Here is a 21,676-nt window from a genome sequence, read left to right on the forward strand (position 1 = left end):
CCGTCCCCCAGATTTCACGCCACACCTTAGGAGCATCCGATGCCCAACACCGATCATTCGCCGGCGCAGGAAGCGCCCGGCACCGGAGGCAGGACGCCAGTCAAGGCGGCGCTTGCCAGCTTCATGGGTAGCGCCGTTGAGTACTACGACTTCTTCATTTTCGGCGCCGCAGCCGCCCTGATTTTCCCGCACGTATTCTTCCCCGACGCCGGGACCAACGCCGCCGTCATGTCCCTGGCAACCTTCGGCTTCGCCTACGTCGCCCGTCCCATCGGTGCCGTGATCCTCGGCCACTTCGGGGACAGGATCGGGCGGCAAAAGGTCTTGATGTTCACCCTGGTACTGATGGGCGCCGCAACCTTCGCCATCGGCTGCCTGCCTACCTTCGACCAGATCGGCTGGTGGGCCCCGGCCCTGCTGGTATTCGCACGCCTATTGCAGGGACTCTCCGCCGCGGGCGAGCAGGCAGGGGCCTCATCGCTGACCCTAGAACATGCTCCCGATAATCGCCGGTCCTTCTTCACCTCCTGGACGCTGACCGGCACCCAAGGCGGGCAGATTCTTGCCGCCCTGATCTTCATCCCCGTGGTGGCCATGCCCGACGAGTTCAAGTTCGGCATTGGCTGGCGCATCCCGTTCTGGCTCTCCGCGGTGGTCGTCCTCATTACCTTCTTTATTCGCCGCACGCTGCACGAAACCCCAGAGTTCGAGAACGCCAAGAAGAACAACGAGATCGCCAAGCTGCCCCTGGGCGTGCTGATCCGCTTCCACTGGCGCGATGTGCTGCGCGTGGTCTTCTGCGCCTTCATCGCCGCGGTGTCCACCGTCTATGGCACCCTGGCCATCTCCTACGGCAAGAACATCGGAAACCTGGATGAATCCGTCACCCTGTGGCTGGTGGTTGCCGGCAATATCGGCGCGCTGTTCACCCAGCCACTCTTCGGAAAGCTGGCCGATCGGATCGGCCGCAAGCCGGTGTTCATCTACGGTGCGCTGGGCTCGGCGGCCCTCATGCCCTTCTACCTGCGCTCCATGGAAACCAGCAACACCGTGTTGCAATTCGCACTCTCACTGCTGGTCTTCTCCTGCGCTTATGCGGCGACCAACGCAGTCTGGCCGTCCTTCTACGCCGAGATGTTCTCCTCGCAGGTCCGTTTCTCCGGCCTGGCCATCGGCACCCAGCTCGGATTCTTGATGGCGGGCTTCGCCCCGTCCATCGTTGCGGCCCTGGGCGGGTTGGAGCCCGGCGGCTGGGTTGTCATCAGCCTGTTCACCGCCGCGATCGCACTGATCGCCACGGTCTCGGCACTGACCGCCAAGGAAACCTACCAGGTGCCCACGCACCTTTTGGGCCGCACCGCACACAAGGTCGCAAGCGCTCCCGGCGCCTAGGTTCACTAGACGGCGGACACCAACATCAAGCGCGGGCTCCTGAGGGATCATTCACGATGAACCCGGGGCCCGCGCTTTTTGTGCTGCATCTTTGGTGTACCTCTAGGCTTCACCTTCGTTCATGTTCACCCAACGGTTAGGTCCGTTGCCTAGGCTAAGGAACACAGGGTGAGAACAACCAGTCTCACCGCCTGACCGAAGGGGCAACGCACCATGGGCTACATCACCGTTGGAACCGAGAACTCCACGTCGATCGATCTTTACTACGAAGACCAGGGGTCCGGCCAACCGGTCGTCCTGATCCATGGCTACCCGCTTGATGGCCACAGTTGGGAACGCCAGACCCGCGTGCTGCTCGAGGCCGGTTACCGCGTCATCACCTACGACCGCCGGGGATTCGGAGCCTCCAGCAAGGTGGGCACCGGGTATGACTACAACACCTTTGCCGCCGATCTGAACACCGTGCTCGAGACCCTCGACCTGAGAGATGTCATCCTCGCGGGTTTCTCCATGGGTACCGGAGAACTGGCGCGTTACGTTTCGACCTTTGGCCATCAGCGCGTGGCCAAGCTGGCCTTCCTCGCCTCGCTCGAACCATTCCTGGTCGCGCGCGACGATAACCCCGACGGCGTCCCCCAACAGGTCTTCGATGACATCATCACCCACGCCAAGGATGATCGCTTCGCCTGGTTCACCAACTTCTTTAGCAACTTCTACAACCTCAGCGACACCCTCGGAGAGCGCATCAGCCAGGAAGCGGTCACCGCCAATTGGAACACCGCCGTCTCCAGTGCGCCGGTGGCAGCCTACGCGGTGGTTCCGGCCTGGATTGAGGACTTCCGTGGCGACGTTGAGGCGGTTCGGGCCAGCGGAAAACCCGTTTTGATCCTGCATGGGACGGCGGATAACATCCTGCCCATCGACGCCACGGCCCGACGTTTCCACCAGGCGGTCCCCGAGGCCGACTACGTTGAAGTGGAAGGCGCGCCACACGGCCTGCTGTGGACTCACGCCGAGGAAGTGAACGCTGCCTTGCTGGCCTTCGTGACCAAGTAAGGCAGCATCAACGATGGTCCCGGGGTTTGAACTGGACCACGAATCCCGGGATGATTCGCCTGCCCATGGCGTTCGGTCACCCCAGCCGGACCAGCAATAAGGTCATACTGTTTTCCATGGATACTCCACGCGGCCCACTGATGCCGACCGGCGAAGGAACCGCGCAGGTGATTCGACGCGAGCCGTCGGTGACACTGCGTGATCTCGTGGTGCACTATTGGCTGCCCACGTGGCATATTCCGGCAGGGGCCAGTCACGAACAGCGGATCCTCACCTTTCCCGGCTGCAACCTTGGGATCGAAGACGGTGTCGGGACGCTCTATGGGCCGGTCACGCAGTTGTCGCTCAAGCGGCTCACTGGTTCGGGACGCGCTTTTGGAGTGCTCTTCAGACCCGGTACCGCGTTTCTGCTCAGCCCGGTGCCTATCGCGGAGTTGGTGGACGGTTCGGTCCCTGCCCTCGACTGTGGGCTGGGAGATGCCGAATCCATCCACGCTGCCCTGAATGCGGGGGCGACCGCGGAGCAAGGACAACTGACGGCGATCCAGATCTTTGAGCACTGGCTGTCCCTTCGACTCCCCGACGGGGCGGATGAAGAAGGGCTCCTGATGAACCGAATTTGTGCGGATATCGAGTCCACGCCGGGGCTCCAGCGCGTAACGCAGCTCTGTGAGCGGTGGAGAATCGGCGAGCGCAGCTTGCAGAGGTTGGTGCGAACCCGCATGGGTATCACCCCAAAATGGCTGTTACAGCGCCATCGTCTCCAGGAAGCTGCGGTGCTAATGGGCCAGGGCGTGGGCCCGAATCTGTCACGCCTGGCCCACGCGCTCGGCTATGCGGATCAGGCGCATTTCACGCGGGATTTCGCTGGTGTCACCGGGATGAGCCCCGGCGAATATGTACGCCAGGTTCAGGCCGGACCCACCAGCGACTGACATTTGGGTCACCGCCCCTAGGGGGTTTCGGCCGCGCTGAAGCTCGCCAGCCAAGCGGTGACCCGGCGCTCGGATTCCTCCCGGGAAAGATCCTCCACGCGTGTCATGACGTTCCAGCGCCGCCCAAAGGCATCGGCGAAGGTGGCAAAGCGGTCCCCGGAGACAAAGTTGGCCGGTTGTTCCACCGCGGTGGCCCCGTGTTCAAGCGCCAGGGAAAAGACCGCATCCACGTCGTGAACGTAGACCGCAATGGAATTGTTGGTGTGTTGCGCATCGGCCGCCACTAACCCGTAGGAGGCTTGGGGGTCCGATAGCTGCAGAATGCCATTGCCAAAATCGAGTTCGGCATGTGCGACGGTTCCGCTGCCATCCTCTCGCGGGGCGCCGGGCATCACCGAGAGCACTTTGGCACCGAACACTGCTCGATAGAACTCGATCGCCGCCTGGGCCGGGTCAACGACAATGAACGGCGTCAGCGCGGTGTATCCGTGCGGCACACCTTGGTTCGTGTGCTCTCCGGTCGCGCCCTGGGTTTTTGGTTCCGTGGACATGCTAAACATCCTTCATCGGTCTGGATCGTTGATTGCTTTTCCATTGAATACTTCTCGCATGGACGTGGTCTTGAAGGAACCCGACAACCGCTTGAGCAATCTCCCACCGTGCCGTGACTGATGGCAGCGGGCCTACTCTTTCCCCCTCACTTCGACATATCTTCGTGTTCGCGAGTCTGACATGGAAGAATCCGATCATCTGCCCAACGAAGGACCGACTGACGTGACCATGATCCAGCCAAAACTCAGAAGCACTACCGGCGGCGACGGGGTATGGATTGTTCTCGTCATTGCGGGCATCACCGCGGCCCTGCATATCTGGAAGCTGCCCGCCGCACTCCCACTGATCCAAGAGAACCTTGGATTGTCGTTGGTGTCCGCAGGTGTGCTGCTGGGCATTGTGCAGGTGGCGGGAATGGTCGGCGGACTGGCAGTCTCGATGTTGGCCGAAGTCATCGGTGAGCGTCGCGCCCTGATCCTGGGTCTGGCCCTGCTCAGCCTAGGGTCGGCATTGGGAGCCCTCTCGACGGGAGCGAACACTCTCTTGGCTTCGAGAGCCATCGAGGGCGTCGGGTTTATTGCGGCCACGGTCGTGAGCCCCGGACTAATTCGGCGCCATACGCCGTTTCGTCGGGTGAACTTGGCAGTGGGCTGTTGGAGCGCCTATCAGGGAACAGCCACCTTCGTGGGATTGATCGCCAGCGCCTATTTCTTGCAGATCGGCACCTGGCAGATGTGGTGGTGGGTCATGGCCGCCGTCACGCTGGCACCCGTGCCGCTGATCTTGTCGCTTGTACCTAAGGATTTACCGGCAGCACCCGGCGGGAGCCGATCCGCTGCGGGGCGGATCTTCGTCACCGCCCGATCCTCCAAGGTGTGGATCGCCGGTGTGGTCTTTGGTTCCTACACCATCCAATGGATGGCCGTGGTGGGATTCTTACCCACGATCTATGCCGAACGTGGGCTCAACGGTGCACACGCCGGTGTGCTCTCGGCGGTGGTCGGAGGGCTCAACGGGGTCGGTGCGATCCTCACCGGCATGCTGTTGCAGCGCGGCGCCCCGGCCCGCACCTTGCTTTACACCTCCTTCGGCCTGATGGCACTCTTCAGTACACTGACCTTCGCTGTGGAATGGACCTCGGTTCCCGGCGGGTTGGGGTGGCAGCTGCTCTGCGTTGGGCTTTTCTCGCTGATTGGGGCCATGATCCCCGCAACAATGACACGCATGGCAGTGGATCTGGCCCCGGAGGGTGGCTCGGCTCCCGCTGCCATGGGTTTGATGCAACAGATCTTCAACATCGGAAACTTCACCGGTCCTATGATCGTCGCTTGGCTGGCCACGGCCACTGGCGGATGGTCAGCCACTTGGTGGATGACCTGCACTTTCGCAGCAGTCGGCATCGTCATGGCCACGGTCTTGCTTAGCCGGCAGAACTCGGTGAGCTTTTCGCACCGGTAGTCACTGATTCCCCGGGCCGCTTGTTATCCTGCACACCAACACATGAAACTTGATGGTTGCGCATATGGTCTGCACAGCAATGGCACTTAGAGTCGTTATTACCTCTTGAAGGTGCGAGTGATGAGTGCACCGGTCGGTTCAAAATCTTTCCCATGATTTTGAACCGACCGGTGCTCACGCTTTTAACAACGTTTGCGTTCCGCGGCAGCAACGCTCTGGATCTCATCCATGAATTGGCGAGGACACCGTGGAGGCCGTCCTTCCGCACTCTTATTGACGGCCTATGAAACGTTCGATTAGTGCGAAGTTGTCTGAACTGACACCCCAACAAAACATAGATCCACCGGCGATCCGAGGTATCAACAGGCTTCTCACCGAACCCCATGGTTGAGCACATCAAATCCATAGGCTCTGACCCTAGAGTAGTTACTACCTCATGAAGGTGCGAGTGATGCGAGCACCGGCTGGAAACCAGATTCCTCCCCCGAATCTTCCGGCCGGTGCTCAAACATTTAAGAGCCACTTTTCGATGCAAAGTTATTCCCGCAACCCAGCGCGGCGGCACTCTCTCCTCGGTCTACCTCGTCAGCTACGTGGCGTTTGGTGGACCCACCCTGGTGGCAGGGCTACTGATACCCACGATTGGTCTGCAGAATATGGTCTACGGATACGCGGCGTTCATCGTAGTTCTTTCGGTTATCGCGCTTTTGCTCCTGCTGCGGTCCCGCACCAAACGCATCAAGTCATCTACGGCAGCGGGCCAATAACCCCCGGCCATTGCCTCACTCGGTCCGCACCGCCGGGAAACTCACCACTGCATTGGCGAGCTTCCCATGCCCACCACAACGCCCTTCCGGACGCACCATGGCGGACACCTCAGTCAGCGAACAACCCTCATGAGAAACAGATCAGGTAGAATTTAGTTGAAGAGTAAAGTTTTCTGATCTCAACCACGACGGGAATCCCACCATGGTCAAAGTCTTAGCGCGCGGCCCCCACCGAACTCGACGCACACCATGGGTGTTCGCTGCGATGCTTGCCGCCTTCGCCTTTATCCTCGCGGCCTGCGGAACAAACCCCACCACTACGGCCACGGGCAGCGGTCCCGCAACCAGTGCGCTGGGTCCAGGATTACGCATGGGCCCCGTCGAATTGGTGACATCGGATCTCGACGGACTCCAGCGCTTTTACACCGAAGGTGTTGGCCTGAGCATCATCAGCAGCGACGAAGACGATGTCGTCCTGGGCATCGAGAACACCGAGCTCTTTCGCCTAATTGCCGCCGACTCCCCCGACGCCGCCCCGGATGACTACACCCAGGCCGGCCTTTACCATTCAGCGTTCCTGTTTGACCAAGAGGAAGAGCTGGCAGCCGCAGTGCTGCGCACCGCGACCCTGACACCCGCCTCGTTCCAAGGATCCAGCGACCACAAGGTGAGCAAGGCCTTCTATTTTGCCGACCCAGACGGGAACGGCGTTGAACTGTACGTTGACACCCCCGAGAACACCTGGGAATGGAACGATGGACTTGTCACGATGGGATCGGCAGCCCTAGACCCGAATGCCTTCATCGCCGAGCACCTGGGCAACCGCGCCCCGGCCACTCAGGCTTCAGGAGTATCGATGGGACATGTCCACCTGCGCGGTGGCGATTTGACCGAGGCCGAGCGGTTCTACGAAGACGGGCTGGGATTCGCGGTGAGCGCCCGCTCACAGGGAGCGATCTTCCTGGCGGCCAATGGCTACCACCACCATCTTGCCGTCAACACCTGGTCCTCCTCCGGAGCTGGACAACGACCCGAGACCCTCGGGCTTCGAACTGTCACCATTTTGCTATCAAGCGAGACCGAGTTGGAGTCGCTCGCCGCGCGACTATCCGCCATCAACGCTCCATTCACGAGTAGCACCGGGACACTGGTGACAAGCGACCCGTGGGGCACCCAAATCAGGGTGCGCGTCACAGCCTAACCCGTCACTTGTGGCCAAATTCCACACCTCACATGGAACGCGATGGCCAGACACATCAAATCCATAGGCACCGCCCGTAGTGTCTTTATTACCTCATGTAGGTGCGAGTGATGCGAGCACCGGCTGGAACCAAGATTTTTCCCCCGAATCTTCCAGCCGGTGCTCAAACCTTTAACCCGACCACTTCAGTTCCCGGAGGAACCTCCGCAGATAGACCTAACTTGCCCGATGCGAGCGCTTCACACCTGCATTCACCAGCAAGGAAACAAAAACCACAAGGCAGAGCACGGCACCGATCTCAAAACTCAGATTGATGCCGGTACCGGTGGCGTGGTGGTCACTACCGGTATGGGCCGCGATGACGGCTCCGGAAATGGCCGTACCGAAGGAGCTACCAATGGTGCGCAGCACCTGGTTGAAGCTCACCGAGCTGCCGAGTTCTTGTGTCGCTACCGAGCGCGCAATGAGTGCGGGCATAGCGGCGTAGGCAGCGCCCATGCCCAGCCCAAAGACCAACATCCCCAGTAGGATTTCCCATAGCTGGGTGTGCGCTAGCCACAACAATGTTCCAGCGCTGGCCATGAAGGCGGCACCGACGGGCAGCAGCGTTGCCAGTGAGATGCGGCGGCCCAGCCGACGCACTAGGCGGTTGGCGGTGAAGCTGCCCACCGAGAGTGGGAACATCACAAAGCCCGCCCAGAACACCGGAAGAGATAACCCGTATCCGGTTGTTGCCGGTGACTGGGCTACCAGGCTGGCTACCGAGAGGCCGATGTACATCGCTGCTCCCAAGCCAATGGCGGTGAGGTTGGCCAGTAGCACGTCCCCGTTGCGGAACACCCGAAGATTGATCAACGGATGCTCACTGCGCAATTCGACACGAATCCAGACCAGCAGCAGAGCGGCCGCCAGTATCAGGACGCTGATGGTGGACAGCGAGGACCAACCCCAGTGCGGGCCTTCACTGATTCCCAGGAGCAGCGTACCGAGTCCCAGACCCAGAAGTGTCGCTCCCTTCGAGTCAAAGGGAGTCTTGAGTGCATGCTCATCGGGCCCGTCAGGGATCACGCGGATGACAACGATGATGGCGGTGAGGACAAATAGTGCGGCGAACCAGAAGGCGAACCGGAACCCGGTCATGCCGGCGATGATGCCGGTGAGCGGGTAGCCGATGCCAATACCTGTAGCGACGGTGACCGAGAGGCTTGAGATCGAGCCCTGAACTTGATGTTCGGCCACGTAGCGGCGCGCCAGCGAGATCGTCACCGCCACAATGCCGTAGCTCAGACCCTGGAGCGCCCGTCCGATCAGAAAGATGGTGAAGTTCGGGGCCACCGCGGCAATGATGGAACCGGCCAAGATGATCGTGAGTGAAACCAAGAGAAGTTTCTTCTTGTGCGGGCCATCGCTGAGCCTGCCCATGACCGGGGTGGCGATCGCGCCCGCTAGGAGGTTCAGAGTCAGCATCCATTGCGCGGTACTGACCGGAACTCCCATCTCTAAGGAAATCGAGGGCACCAGCAGCATGCCCAACGATGAGACGATCGCCGTGGATAGAGCCGCGTAGATCAATGCCGGAACCATCGCTGAGCGAGTTTCAGCCACGCGGTTCATCCGTCCCAATTTTCCGCAGGACCGGCAAAGCTGCCTGGAGAATCGTCCGCTCCGTATCCGTCAGGCGTTCGGAAATGGCTCTGGCGATTCGCTTTTCCCCGGCCATCACCTCGGAGGCCAGTTTTTCCTTGCCCGCCGGACGCAGGACCAGCCACGTTTTACGCCGATCGTTAGAATCCGGAACACGTTCGATGAATCCCAATCCCTCAAGTTCCTTGGCACCGAGTGAAATTCCCTGAGGGCTCACGCGGAGGGCAGTCGCCAATTCCGACGTGGTCGCGCGCCCGTGCACCGAGAGGTGATGCAGAATCCCAATTTTGCCCGGAGAAATGGTGCGTTCTGAGCGGATCGCTGCGAGCAACGGGTACAAGACCTCAACAAACTCATGCACCGACTGCGGGTCCGGCGATATTTCACTAGTCATGAAAAAAGTCTACAACCAACTTGATCAAGTTACTTGAGCATATTTCACTTCAACTCCCGACTTAGCACCATTCGAGCCTTCCGTTCGAGCCGCGATTGCCCGCGAGGGCCCACCTGGCGGAAAAGCTCAAGCGTAGGCTGGATCACAAAAAGTATGGATAATCATATTTTGTCGTGATAATGTATTTTCAAGTATTCATCGCGAGAGGATGGGCCATGGCCTGGGGTTTGATTAGAGAGATGGGCCATGTGTCCATCCAGACCAATGACGTCGAAGGCTCGATCTTCGATGCCACACAGCTTCTGGGGCTGCGAGTCACCGAACGTACGGCGAACGAGGTCTATCTGGCGGCCAACTCGGTGCACCACGAACTGGTGTACGTCGAGTCGGAGGTCAACGGCATTCAGTCCATCGGCCTGATCGCGCAGAACGGCGACGCTCTGCGGGAAATCCGCCGCCGCGTCGAAAGTGAGAACTTCAAGTTCGTTTCACACACCGCCGTCAGCGCCGGCGTGCAAGACGGTTTCAGCTTCATCGGTCCGGAAGGGTGGATCTTCGAGATCTACACCGGAATGCAGAAAAGCGATCCGGGGCTGCAGGGCTTTGGCCCAGACCGCTACGGGCATATCAACTTCCACCCACGGGACCCGCGTTCCATGATGGAGTTCCTGCGCCGAATCTTTGACTTCCGACTCTCGGATGTCATCGGCGACGACTACGCCTACTTCATGCGCTGCAACCCCGATCATCACGGCATCGCGCTCATCGCCGGTGGCGGCACCTTTCACCACCACGCTTGGCAGGTCCAGTCCATTGCCGATCTGGCCAAGTTGGGCGACCGTCTGGGGCGCGCGGGCCGCGAATTGATTTGGGGCCCGGTCCGTCACGGGGCCGGCCACAACATCGCCGCCTACTACGTCGAAACCTCCGGTGCGGTGGTTGAGCTCTACACCGACCTCGAGCAGATCTATGACGACGAGCGCGAACCGGTGATCTGGGCGGAGGACGAGAACTGGTGGAACATGTGGTCCAACCGCCGCACCGATGATTTCCGTACCTTCGGCATCCGCTCGGTCACCGAACTCAAGACGTTCCACTAAAACCCGCGGGGAACTTGATTCCCCTGAATAGCATTTCCCCCACCATCGCAGATTCGAAAGGCCCTACCTCATCATGCAGTATGCATCCTTCCTTGCTCCCAATGGCTCCGAGACCTGGGGCGTTGTCATCGACGAAGTCGCCCACGATCTTGGACCCAGCGGTCTGAACCTCGCAGCCACCATCCGTGAGTCCATCGAAAAGGGGATCTTCGGCACCGACCTTGATCTCACCGGTGCGCCGACCTACGCCGAAGCCGAACTCACCTTCCTTCCTTCGCTGCACAACCCGGGCAAGATCATCTGCATCGGTGTGAACTACCGCGCGCACCAGGAAGAATCGGGCAAGACCGGGCAGACCGCCCCCACCGTTTTCACCCGCTTCGCCGATTCCCAGATGGGCCACTTGGCCGATGCCGTGAAGCCGGCTTCCACCACCAAATTCGACTACGAGGGTGAAATGGCGCTGGTCATCGGCAAGGACGCCTGGCACGTCACTGAGGAAGATTCCTGGGACTACATCGCCGGCTACGGCGCCTACAACGATTTCTCCGTGCGCGACTGGCAGAAGGCCGCCAGCCAATGGATCCCAGGTAAGAACTTCCCCTCCACCGGTGGATTCGGCCCGTACTTGGTTCCCGCAGCAGATCTGGGCGACGTCAACGAACTCACCCTCGAAACCCGAGTTAACGGCGAGACCCGCCAGAAGGCCTCGGTCTCGGATTTGGTCTTCACCATCCCGCAGCTCATGGCCTATGTCACCGGCTTCACCAAGTTGAACCCGGGAGACGTCATTGTCACCGGTACTCCGGGCGGCGTTGGTCTCTTCTGGGGCGAGGGTGGCCTGTTGAATGCCGGCGATGTTGTTGAGGTTGAGATCACCGGTCTGGGCATCCTGCGCAACACTGTCGCAAACGAAATCAACTAAGGACCCTCCGGGGCAAGGGAGCAAGAGCATGGCGGAGCACATTGATGCCGATGTATTGGTCATCGGGGCCGGTCCGACCGGTCTGAGCACGGCGAACCTGCTCGCTGACCAAGGATTGCGCGTTGCGTTGATCGAGAAGCACTGGGGATCCGGCGATGAGCCGCGCGCCATCAGTGCCACCGATGAAACGCTGCGCGTGATGCACCAGATCGGAATCCTTGACGCTCTTGCTCCCGAAATGCTCATGGGCACCGGGGCTCGATACTACGGACGCGGCGGTAAAATCATCGCCGAGGTCCGACCGGGCAGTCCCCGATTGGGGCATCCCGGAAAGTCCCAGTTCGACCAGCCGGTCATGGAGGGATTGCTTTTCGAAGCCGCAGCACAACGTGAAAACATTGAGCTGCACTTTAATACCGAGGCGACCTCAATCGTCCAGCACAAAACCGGCGTCATCGTCAACGCGGTGCGTCGCGGGGATCGTAGTCGCGGTGTTTCTGGCGTCATTGCCGGGAACACCAAGAGTGACCACACTCCCGCCGCTGATGCCCAGCGAACCGAGCTGACTATCAATGCGGCCTGGGTCATCGCGTGTGATGGTGGGCGCAGCTTCACCCGGCGCGAATTGGGCATCGGGCTCAGCGGATCGACTCAGGTGGAAAAGTGGATCGTGGTGGATCTGCTCGATGTGCCAGGTACCCCCGAACCTTTTGCCTCCTTCCATTGCAATGGCACCCGCCCCACCGTGGTAGTGCCGGGTGTTAAGGGACGACGCCGCTATGAATTCATGCTCTTTGAGGGTGAAGATGAGCAGGAGATGATCTCCGCCGCGTCGATCACCAAGCTCGTGTCGCCGTACCAAGATATTTCCACCGTTACCGTGCGCCGGGCGACCGTTTACACCGCCCACCAGCGCATCGCCGAAAAGTATCGTGTGGGTCGGGTATTACTCGCCGGCGATGCAGCACACCTCATGCCGCCCTTTGCCGGACAAGGCTTGAACGCGGGTATCCGTGATGCCGCAGCCGCCGCATGGCGCGTTGACGCACACATCGCTGGCGAGGGAACTGACGCCCTGATTGACGACTATGCCGCCGAGCGCCGGCCCCACGCCGAAGACATGGTCAAGCTGTCCAAGCGCATCGGATGGGTCGTAATGAATACCAACCCGGTGATCACTCGCGTCCGTGATGCCATCGTCTTAGCCACGCGGGCGCTACCGCCGCTAAACGCTTGGCTCACCCAGATGCGATTCCTCAAGCAACCCCACTACACCACCGGGACCGTGGCCCCGATTCCCTCCGCAGTTCCTGCCGCGGCTGCGAATTTAGTAGGCCGCTCACTGCCACAACCAGTGATACAAACCAAAACCGGCGCTCGGGCTTTGGACGAACTGCTCAGTAAGAACTGGACGCTGCTGGAAGTCACCAGCGGCAACCGTTTGGTGTTTGAGGACCTTGAGGGAAAACGCACCACAACAACCGATATTGAGGGAGTATTCGCGACCGCGGTGGGCATGGTCCTACTGGTTCGTCCCGACCGTTACGTTGGAGGCATCGCCCCTATTGCAGAGCGGGCAGCAATGCTGGCATCGATGGGTGCGAAGGTTCCACTGCTCACCCGGGCACCAGTTCGCAGCGAGCAGTAAACCCCGCCGTCGAACACTCGCTTATTCAATGACATGCGGCCCAGCTCCAGTGACCAATGAAGCGCAGGCTTTGAAGATTCGTACTATTCTCGTTTATTGAGAGTGGTTGCGGATAATATTTTCGGGCTCAAACCACCACATCGAATACGAGGTTGGAATCGTGGCAAAAGCATCAACCCTCTCGATTGAGGGCATCCGCAGGACCATCCTTCGAGGCGAGTGGTCCCCCGGCGAACGCCTACAGCCGATCACTTTGGCCACTCGGTTCGAGACCAGCACTACCGTGATCCGTGAATCGCTGACTCGATTGGCGGGCGAAGGCTTAGTAATGATTCGGCCCAATCGCGGCTTCTTCGTCACGGAGCTCGACTTGCGCGAGCTGGCCGATATTACCGAATTGCGTTGCGTCACCGAGGCTTTGGCTGCCCGCTTGTCGATAGAACGCGGGACTCTAGCCTGGGAAGCAGACCTCATTGCTGCCCATCACACACTGGCGCAGACCGCCCGACGCCGACCCGAGGACCCGGACCACGTCAATGATGAGTGGTCCAAGGCGCACCGCGAATTCCACCTCAAGCTCCTTGAGGCGTGCGATTGCGCCCCTATGGTCAGATTGTCGTCAAACTTGGCAGATTCCACTGAGCTGTACCGTCGTTGGGCGGCACCCTCCAGCGCAGCCGGTGGTCGCAATGTTGAACGTGAGCACGAACTTTTGCTTGAAGCCGCGCTGAATCGAAATGCCGACGACCTGGCTCAGCTACTTCGTGAACATTATGAGGCAACGGTCAAAGTGGTCATTGAAGCTGGACTTGTCGACGCTGCCACCACCAGCGTCTAGCTTTCCTCATATCGCCCGATACAAATGGTTGTTGCCCGGTCCCATCAGTACATTCTGGAACCGAGCAACAACTATTTGATTATCCTCGCAGTCCAGTCTCTGCACAGAAGGTGCAAGGATATCGGGTGGGCTGTGGCTCATGCTTTGTCGCGGTCTTTCGCCACTGGACTCGCTGCTCGATCAGCAGTCAGTCGCCACAAAAGCTGCTCCACCAACCCAGGCAACCGCGGTGCCACCGACTCATACATCTGCCCACTACTCGTCGTCACCCGCAGCCCATGCCGCACACCCGGAATCGTTTCCTCAACCCACCCCGGAGACTCCTTCGTCGCATTACAACTACGACATCGACCATCAAGATTCTCCACCGAACTCAGCCCACCCCGAGCTGCCTGCACCACATGATCAATCTCCCGAATCAAACCATTACACCCCGGGGTTCGACAATGCTGATCCCGTAACATCACAAACCACTTCAGTTTCCCGCTAATCACCCGGGCCTTAGAATCCATGGCCACCAAATCCCCCGTACCCGGTGCCGTATAGAGCCGAACGACCTCAATATCCTCCGGATGCTGCCACGTTCCCAGTAAGAGCTTGCGTGAGCGATCCGCACTGATATATCCATAACCAGGAATCAATGCCGGCTCCCCTCCCCCAGTGAAGAACGTTCCCTCCGTCATCACCAGATTCAACCGCACCCGCATATTCTCGTGATCCTTGAAACCCGTCATCGACGTCAAGAAATAGTCCGCGGCTAGTTGCCCCCGATTACGTTCATCCCCAGCCGCTTGTCCTCGTCCTTCTTCCCTAGCCAAAACCTGCAGTATCGCCGCCCCGTACTCCACCGGCACCAAACCGTCGATACGCATCCGATACGCATCAAAGCGATACACATGAAGATAACGACCCGCCAGAGCCTTCTGCTCCGAATCTTCTTCCAGCTCAGGTTCTAACAGCAGCGCCCACTGATGAATCGACTCACGCAATAAGGCATCCCCACCGCTAAAACACCGTGGACAGTCGGTAAGCAACAGCTCCTCAATGAGAAGCTGGTTTTCCTTCTTCAAATGCCGCACCCCACGGGCCACAATCTCGGCCTGATGGAAGGTGATCGTGTCATCACCCACCGCAGCCCGCGTGAGCGGTAAATCTCGAGAAATAACCCGTGAGAGATGCAAAAACTCCACCCCCGAGCAACGCGGCTGCCGCAACACCAACGCCACCTCAGCGCCAATACCCCAGGAAGGATTCTTCTCCCGAACCCCCGCCGACTTGCGCGAAGCGATGACAGCATCCTCATGAGCGCACGCAAGATCCGCTTGACGGGCACTGGCCGCAGACTTCAAATACTCGAAGGCACCCAACGCCTCGACCTGATCAAAGGCCGTCCCCTCTATTGGAGTCTCATTAACTACTGTGGCCAAGACTCGCAGAGCGGCAGCCCCTGCCGTGGCAAGATACTCAGCCACGAGCGCACCGATCTCTACCCCACGCTGTATTAACGCAGTGCTGGAGGCATCCTCACCGGGCACCGCACAGAGGGTGCCGGGAGTCTGAGGTGATGACGTCGTTGCCATACCTCTATTATAGAAAACCCCAACGACACTTTGGACTTCCACCTGACAATGCTAGGAAAAAGATTCGACAGTGTGATAACAAGCCAGTTTGGGGAAGTGCCCCCACTGCGGATCTAACTGTGAAAACAAAAGGCCATGTCCGCTTCGCACCTGATTCAACAGGAAGAAGTGGACATGGCCGGCTCACGATGGAGTTAGAAATCGACTCCACAGTGCAGGATCACGTTGGCGTAGGGGGTCACTTCACCGGTGCGGACGACAACTTTGGCTTTCGGCAGGTGGGCCTTGAGCTGTTCGTGGGAAATGAAGCTGGCGTTCAGTCCCTGCTCCACGCAGATCTCCAGAACTCCGGTACCGCGAGCTTCGCTGGCCAGCGTGCTGGACTCGATGACGAGGTTCCGACTCAGGACTTCGAGGATGTCGGTGAAGCTGGGAGTACCGCGCACCAAGGCAAGGTCAATCAGGATGGGTCCGGCCGGAATCGGCAGACCACAATCGGCGATGACTACGGTGTCGGTATGACCCAGGGTGGCCAAGGCGCTGAGTAGCGGAGCGTTAAGGATGTCTGTTTTGAGCACGGGAGGTCCTGGGCTTTCGGAATCTATGGGTCTAAGGTCTAGAGGTTTTCGAGCGAGCGGGGGTACGAAGCCTGAGCCCCATGTCCCTGCACGCTCAGTGCTGCAAAGCGAGAAGCGAATCCTGCGGCGTCGATCAGCGTTTCACCGATAGCCAGTCGCGCGGCCAAGGCGCCGGTGAAGGCGTCGCCGGCACCGGTGGTATCGACGGCGGTGACCTTGCTGGCCGCCACGGTGGTGATGCTGGCGGAATCTTCACCACGCTGCGCCACCAGCGCGCCGTCGCCACCCATGGTGATGACCACCGATTCGAGCCCTTGGTCGCACAAACGCTGCGCGATGACGGCTTCCGGATCGGTACTCAGTTCGGCGGTGCCCTCAAGCTGAGCCAGAATCAACGCCGCCTCATGCTCGTTCACCACCAGTGGGTTGGCCCGGCAGAGGTAGTCACGATCCAGCTCGATCACCGGGGCCAGATTCAAGACGATGGGCCCGGTGGCAGCATCGATGGCTGCGCGGATGCCCGAGGCTGGAATTTCTCCCTGCAGCACCAACACACCCGCTAGGGCGCCGGCGGCACGAACCGCAACCTCATCCATGGCGGAGTTGGCACCGGAAATCACCGCAATGCTGTTCTCCGCTTGTGCGTCAACACTGATGATGGCCACACCGGTGGCGCCATCAATATGCTTCACGCGATCCAAAACAACGCCAGCCTCGGCGAGCTGACCTAAGGCAATCTCGGCATGCGAATCGTTGCCCACCGCGCCAATGAATTCGGTGGTCGCACCGGCAAGAGCGGCCGCGAGAGCCTGGTTGGCCCCCTTACCGCCGGGAGTTAGCCGGTACGAATCGGCAAGGACCGTCTCACCCGGGGAAGGCAGTCGGCGCATCATGGCGGTGATGTCCACATTGGAAGATCCCACGATGGTTACTTGCGTCGTCGTTGCCATGTCTCTGTCCTTTGGGTGATGGTGCGTATTTTCAAGCGATGGTGCGGAGCCCCTGGCTATCAAGGACTCCGCACCGGGGTATTACTTGGTGAATTCGCCGACGTTCTTGGAGGTCACGGTGTTCACTGCGACGGAGACGGTGGCCTCAACGTCCTTGCCGGCCAGCGACTTGGAGATGATCTGCACGCTCTGGCGGCCCAGCTCGGCGGGGTTCTGCGCGATGGTGGCCAACAGGGTGCCCTTGGTGACGGCGGTGAAGCCATCGGCGGTGCCATCAAAGCCGACCACCGAGACCGACTTGCCGGCCTTGTCGCCCAGAGCCTGGATCGCGCCAAGTGCCATTTCGTCGTTCATGGCCAACACGCCAGCGACATCCGGGTTGCCCTGGAGCAGGTTGGTGGAAACGTCAAGTGCCTTGGCACGGTCGTAGTTGGCCGGCTGCGAGGAGATGACCTCGATGTCCGGGAAGGCTGCCAGACCCTTGGTGAAACCCTCGCCGCGTTCGTTGGTCGAGGATGCGCCGGGGACGCCCTCAAGGACGATGATCTTGCCCTTGCCGCCCAGCTTTTCTGCCAGCGCGGTGGCTGCCTGCTCGCCACCTGCAACATTGTCACTAGCAACAAACGAGGCAACCTTAACATCGCCCACGGAGCGGTCAACCGAGACAATCGGCAGGTCCGCACCGGTCACCGGAGCCAATGCCGCGACGGCCGCGTCGGAATCGACGGCGTTGATGATGACGCCCACCGAACCATCGGTGGCGGCGGTGGCCAGCTGGTTGGCTTGGGTGGCGGAGTCATTTTGTGCATCCACGATGGTCAGCTCGAGGCCGGCCTTGGTGGCTTCTTCCTGAGCTCCGTCACGCAGATCAACGAAGAACGGGTTATTCAGGGTAGAGATGGCCATGGTGACCTTGCCACCGTCGGCCGAGGCCTCGCCACGGTTGCAGGCGGTGGCGGTCAACACCAGGGCCAGGCCCACGGAAAGTGCTGCGGTTTTGCGAACGATGTTCTTCATCTGAGGTGTTCTCCTTTGAACGTGATGGGGGGGTGAAGCGAGGGGGATGAAACGAAAACTATTAGTGCTTGACGTTCTTGCGGCGGAAGACATCAAAGCCCACGGCGATCGCGATGACCAGGCCAATAACAACCTGCTGCCAGAAGGCCGAGACCGAGAGCAGGTTCAGGCCATTGCGGATGACGGCAAGAACCAGTGCGCCAATCAGCGTGCCGGAGATGCGTCCGACTCCACCGGAGAGCGATGCCCCACCGATGACCACCGCGGCAATGGCGTCGAGCTCGTAGCCGGAGGCCAGAGTCGGCTGGGCCGAGTCCAGGCGGCCGGCCAGGATCATGCCCGAAAGGGCCGAGAAGATGCCGGAGATGACAAACACCGTGACCAGTACGCGCTTGACCGGGATGCCGGAGAGACGGGCCGCCTCGGTATTGCCACCCACGGCGAAGGCATTTTTGCCGATGACGGTGTAGTTCAGGACAAAACCGGCAACAATCGCCGAGAGCACCAACACGATGATCGGCACCGGAATGACTCCCACATCGGAGCCGAGGAAGGAGACGGCATCACCGGTGGGAATCGGGCGCCCATCGGAGATGACCAGGGTCAGTCCGCGCACGATGGTCAGCATCGCCAGCGAGGCAATGAAGGTGGGCAACTTACCGTAGGCACTCATCGCGCCGGTGACCCAACCGCAGGCGGCACCCACCAAAAGGCCGATCACGATGGCTAGGCCGCCGGGCAATGCGGCGGTGGACACCCAGTAGGAGGAGACCATGGCCGAGAGTGCCGCGACGGAACCCACCGAGAGGTCGATGCCGGCCGCAACAATAACGAAAGTCAGACCAAAGGCCATCACGGCGATGGTGGAGACCTGGATGCCAACGTTCACGAGGTTCGCTGCGGTCAGGAATCGCGGGGTGGCGATGAACAGGGCCAGGCAGAGAATCACCAGGCCCACCAGAGCGCCGTTGTTGGCAAGGAAGGCCTTGAAGTCAAAGCCCTTGGATTTGATGGCTACGCTGCTCATTAGTTGTTTCCTGATTCGTTTTCACGGTGCACATTGCTCACGGCCATGGCCATGATTTTGTCCTGGGTGGCTTCGGCGGTGAGAAGCTCGCCGGTGATGCGGCCCTGGCTCATGACCAGTACGCGATCTGACATGCCCAGCACTTCGGGCAATTCACTGGAGGCCATCAATACGCAGCCTCCGGAGGAGGTGATCTCATTGATCAGCTCGTAGATTTCCACCTTCGCGCCAACGTCCACGCCACGGGTGGGTTCATCAAGCAGCAAGACCTTGGATCCGGCGGTGAACCAGCGCCCGAACACTGCCTTCTGCTGATTACCTCCGGAGAGCGAACGAATGGGCTGATCAATCGAACCCATGCGGATGCGCAGGCGTGCGGCGATATCCTCGGCACGCTTGCGCTGGCCCTTGCGGTCCACCAGGCCGAGCTTGGAGCTCGAGGCCATGGTGGCGTATCCGATGTTCTCGGCCACCGAGGCGTCGAGCACCAGACCCTGAGTTTTGCGGTCCTCGGGAACGTGGCCGATGCCGGCGCGGGTTGCCGCGGCCACGTCGTGCCCGGCCAGTGGGGCACCGGCAACGGTGACCGATCCCGATGTATAGGCGTCGGCTCCGGCGATCGCTCGGATCAGCTCGGTGCGTCCGGCACCCATCAGACCGGCCAGTGCCACCACCTCACCGGGACGGACATCGAGGCTGATGTTATTGAGCATGCCGACCGAGAGATCCTTGACCGAGAGCAGGACAGTGTCCGCAACGTCGGTGCGCGCGCGGGGGAATTGCTCGTCGATTTCGCGGCCCACCATCAAACGAACCAGTTCGTTCTCGTGGGTGTCGGCCGGAACCGTGGCGATGAACTGACCATCACGCAACACGTTGACGAAGTCACCGATTTCGGCGATTTCATCGAGGTGGTGGCTGATGAAGACCATGCCAACACCCTTGGCCTTAAGCTGGTTGATGACCGCGAAGAGCTGGCTGATCTCGGAATTGGTCAGCGCCGCCGTCGGCTCATCGAGGATCAGCACGCGTGCATCCATGGACAGGGCCTTGGCGATTTCCACCAACTGCTGCTGAGCCAGACCCAGCTCCCCCACCAACGTGTCCACGTGGAGATCAAGATCCAAGCGGTCAAGGGCCGCGCGAGCGACGGCACGCATTTCGCGACGGTTGATGATGCCGAAGCGGCGCGGGACCCGGCCGAGGGTGATGTTCTCGGCAATGGTCATGGAGGGCACCAGGTTGAGTTCCTGGTGGATGGTGGCAATGCCCAGTGCCTCGGAGGACTTGGTATCGGTGATTTTCACTTCTTCACCGTCCAGCAGGATGCGGCCGGAATCCGGCGGGTGTACGCCGGCGATCATCTTGATCAGGGTGGACTTGCCGGCGCCGTTTTCGCCCAGCAGTACCGAGACCTTTCCGGCGTGTACCTCGACGGTGACCTCGTTGATGACCTGGATGGCACCGAAGGACTTACAGACCTTCTCCAGGACCAGTAAGGGGTTCTTGCTCATGCGCGTGGCATTCCTTCCGAGTGGACATCTTTGTCCGGGGCGGGGCCCACCGAGGGCCGGGGGGTGAAGGTACTGAGGAGTTCAACTGGCGCAACCGACTCGTTCTTCATGACGGCGAGCAGTGCCTGGACCGCTGCGCGGCCCATCAATTCGAGGTCATGGGAGATGGTGGCGATGGGTGGATTGTGCAGCAGCAGCGCGTCGACCTCATCGAAGGAGACCACCGAGAAATCCGTCCCGATGTTCAAACCACGTTCGCGCCAGACGGAAAGTGCTCCGATGGCCATGGGAGCATCGGCGATGATCACGGCGGTGGGTGCCAGCGGGTTCTCTAGGAACCAGCGAGCACCCTGCGCACCGGAAGCGAAGCGGAAGTCACCGGCAAAGTGCAGCTCAGGCGCCGTGACAAGACCGTTGGCGGCAATGGCCGCGTCGAAGGCCTGATGGCGTTCCATGGCGGTGGAGGCATGTTTGGGTCCACCGATGAAGGCGATGCGCTCATGTCCGTGGGACTTTAGCTCAGCGATGGCCTCTTCAAGTGCTTCGCGGCTGCGTGCGATGACGCGTGGGACCTGGATATCGGCCAGGGTCCTGTCAACAAAGACCATTGGAATGCCGGAGTCCACTACCCGGCGCAGCATCTCGGTGGCGTTTCCGTCTTGCTCGCTGAGACCTTGCGGAACAACGATCATTCCGTCAACGCGGCGCGAGAGCACCGTGGCCAAAAATTCATCTTGCTGTTCGGTGGATTCATTCGCGTTGCCCATAAACGTCATCAGGCCAGCAGCGCGCGCATGTTGTTCAACGGCGTGGGCGAGATCCGAGAAGTAGGGGTTTCGCACGTCGGAGATCAGCAGTGCGATGGAGTCGGTCTTGGTGGAGCGCAAGGAACGAGCTTGGGCGTTGGGCAGGAAGTGAAGTTCCCTTGCCGCTGCCTCAACCCGGGTGCGTGCCGCTGGGGAGGTTGCCGGGTTTCCGGAGAGCACGCGCGAGGCTGTCGCAGGCGATACCCCTGCGGCCAATGCGACGTCTTTGATGGTGACGGCATTCATAACGAATAAGCCCCTTTGCTTATCTATGAAATCGATTCCATGGAATCG

At 60.3% G+C, this 21,676-nt stretch carries 20 protein-coding genes; 10 read left to right on the top strand and 10 right to left on the bottom strand.

Translation table 11 applies throughout. The features are described 5' to 3' along the window. Positions 1-39 precede the first annotated feature (39 nt). From HED64_RS03495 to HED64_RS03505, 3 genes are all read left to right on the top strand, one after another. Entirely contained in the window at positions 40-1,392 is a 1,353-nt protein-coding gene (locus HED64_RS03495) for an MFS transporter (RefSeq protein WP_168150681.1), read from the top strand. 213 nt (positions 1,393-1,605) lie between these two features. Next, positions 1,606-2,448 (top strand): alpha/beta fold hydrolase, encoded by an 843-nt coding sequence (locus tag HED64_RS03500; RefSeq protein WP_168150682.1) that lies wholly within the window; start codon positions 1,606-1,608, stop codon positions 2,446-2,448. Between the two features lie 50 nt (positions 2,449-2,498). After that, positions 2,499-3,383: an AraC family transcriptional regulator gene (locus HED64_RS03505; RefSeq protein WP_168150683.1), complete on the top strand. Its 885-nt coding sequence runs from the start codon at positions 2,499-2,501 to the stop codon at positions 3,381-3,383. Positions 3,384-3,400: 17 nt separating this feature from the next. Here the strand turns inward: HED64_RS03505 and HED64_RS03510 are convergent, their stop codons facing one another. Beyond that, complete coding sequence (locus HED64_RS03510; RefSeq protein WP_168150684.1) at positions 3,401-3,934, bottom strand: VOC family protein; 534 nt, start codon at positions 3,932-3,934, stop codon at positions 3,401-3,403. Positions 3,935-4,163: 229 nt separating this feature from the next. Here HED64_RS03510 and HED64_RS03515 point away from each other — a divergent pair, with 229 nt between their 5' ends. From HED64_RS03515 to HED64_RS03525, 3 genes are all read left to right on the top strand, one after another. Further along, the gene (locus tag HED64_RS03515) at positions 4,164-5,393 is read left to right on the top strand and encodes an MFS transporter (RefSeq protein WP_168151120.1); all 1,230 of its coding nucleotides are present in this window, start codon (positions 4,164-4,166) and stop codon (positions 5,391-5,393) included. Positions 5,394-5,893: 500 nt separating this feature from the next. Then, positions 5,894-6,160 (top strand): hypothetical protein, encoded by a 267-nt coding sequence (locus tag HED64_RS03520; protein WP_168150685.1) that lies wholly within the window; start codon positions 5,894-5,896, stop codon positions 6,158-6,160. 202 nt (positions 6,161-6,362) lie between these two features. Continuing rightward, on the top strand, positions 6,363-7,361 hold the full coding sequence (locus HED64_RS03525; protein WP_168150686.1) for a VOC family protein: 999 nt from the start codon (positions 6,363-6,365) through the stop codon (positions 7,359-7,361). Between the two features lie 216 nt (positions 7,362-7,577). Here HED64_RS03525 and HED64_RS03530 read toward each other — a convergent pair whose 3' ends face one another. Next, positions 7,578-8,966 (bottom strand): MFS transporter, encoded by a 1,389-nt coding sequence (locus HED64_RS03530; protein ID WP_342590641.1) that lies wholly within the window; start codon positions 8,964-8,966, stop codon positions 7,578-7,580. Further along, complete coding sequence (locus tag HED64_RS03535; protein WP_168150688.1) at positions 8,959-9,399, bottom strand: MarR family winged helix-turn-helix transcriptional regulator; 441 nt, start codon at positions 9,397-9,399, stop codon at positions 8,959-8,961. The genes HED64_RS03530 and HED64_RS03535 overlap by 8 nt, the downstream gene beginning before the upstream one ends. Before the next feature lie 215 nt (positions 9,400-9,614). On the opposite strand from HED64_RS03535, the gene HED64_RS03540 reads away from it, so the two are divergent. The 4 genes from HED64_RS03540 (at position 9,615) to HED64_RS03555 (ending at position 13,910) form a co-directional block, all read left to right on the top strand. Beyond that, on the top strand, positions 9,615-10,499 hold the full coding sequence (locus HED64_RS03540; protein ID WP_168150689.1) for a VOC family protein: 885 nt from the start codon (positions 9,615-9,617) through the stop codon (positions 10,497-10,499). A gap of 73 nt (positions 10,500-10,572) precedes the next feature. Further along, positions 10,573-11,424, top strand: a complete 852-nt coding sequence (locus HED64_RS03545) for a fumarylacetoacetate hydrolase family protein (RefSeq protein ID WP_168150690.1) — start codon at positions 10,573-10,575, stop codon at positions 11,422-11,424. Between the two features lie 28 nt (positions 11,425-11,452). Beyond that, on the top strand, positions 11,453-13,072 hold the full coding sequence (locus tag HED64_RS03550) for an FAD-dependent oxidoreductase (protein WP_168150691.1): 1,620 nt from the start codon (positions 11,453-11,455) through the stop codon (positions 13,070-13,072). A 160-nt stretch (positions 13,073-13,232) separates the two neighbouring features. Further along, positions 13,233-13,910 (top strand): FCD domain-containing protein, encoded by a 678-nt coding sequence (locus HED64_RS03555; RefSeq protein ID WP_168150692.1) that lies wholly within the window; start codon positions 13,233-13,235, stop codon positions 13,908-13,910. Positions 13,911-14,047: 137 nt separating this feature from the next. Here the strand turns inward: HED64_RS03555 and HED64_RS03560 are convergent, their stop codons facing one another. From HED64_RS03560 to HED64_RS03590, 7 genes are all read right to left on the bottom strand, one after another. After that, positions 14,048-15,490 (bottom strand): HNH endonuclease, encoded by a 1,443-nt coding sequence (locus tag HED64_RS03560; RefSeq protein WP_168150693.1) that lies wholly within the window; start codon positions 15,488-15,490, stop codon positions 14,048-14,050. A 194-nt stretch (positions 15,491-15,684) separates the two neighbouring features. Then, positions 15,685-16,068 carry a D-ribose pyranase gene (gene rbsD, locus HED64_RS03565; RefSeq protein ID WP_168150694.1) on the bottom strand — a complete coding sequence of 128 codons (384 nt, stop codon included), beginning with the start codon at positions 16,066-16,068 and terminating at the stop codon, positions 15,685-15,687. 38 nt (positions 16,069-16,106) lie between these two features. After that, entirely contained in the window at positions 16,107-17,018 is a 912-nt protein-coding gene (locus HED64_RS03570; protein WP_168150695.1) for a ribokinase, read from the bottom strand. Positions 17,019-17,099: 81 nt separating this feature from the next. Continuing rightward, positions 17,100-18,035 (bottom strand): substrate-binding domain-containing protein, encoded by a 936-nt coding sequence (locus HED64_RS03575; RefSeq protein ID WP_168150696.1) that lies wholly within the window; start codon positions 18,033-18,035, stop codon positions 17,100-17,102. Positions 18,036-18,096: 61 nt separating this feature from the next. Next, entirely contained in the window at positions 18,097-19,062 is a 966-nt protein-coding gene (locus HED64_RS03580) for an ABC transporter permease (protein ID WP_168150697.1), read from the bottom strand. Next, positions 19,062-20,576, bottom strand: coding sequence for a sugar ABC transporter ATP-binding protein (locus HED64_RS03585; protein ID WP_168150698.1), 1,515 nt, complete (start codon positions 20,574-20,576; stop codon positions 19,062-19,064). The genes HED64_RS03580 and HED64_RS03585 overlap by 1 nt, the downstream gene beginning before the upstream one ends. Then, positions 20,573-21,628, bottom strand: a complete 1,056-nt coding sequence (locus tag HED64_RS03590) for a LacI family DNA-binding transcriptional regulator (protein ID WP_168150699.1) — start codon at positions 21,626-21,628, stop codon at positions 20,573-20,575. The genes HED64_RS03585 and HED64_RS03590 overlap by 4 nt, the downstream gene beginning before the upstream one ends. Positions 21,629-21,676 lie beyond the last annotated feature (48 nt).

The organism is Paeniglutamicibacter terrestris, from assembly GCF_012271785.1.
Taxonomy (GTDB): domain Bacteria; phylum Actinomycetota; class Actinomycetes; order Actinomycetales; family Micrococcaceae; genus Paeniglutamicibacter; species Paeniglutamicibacter terrestris.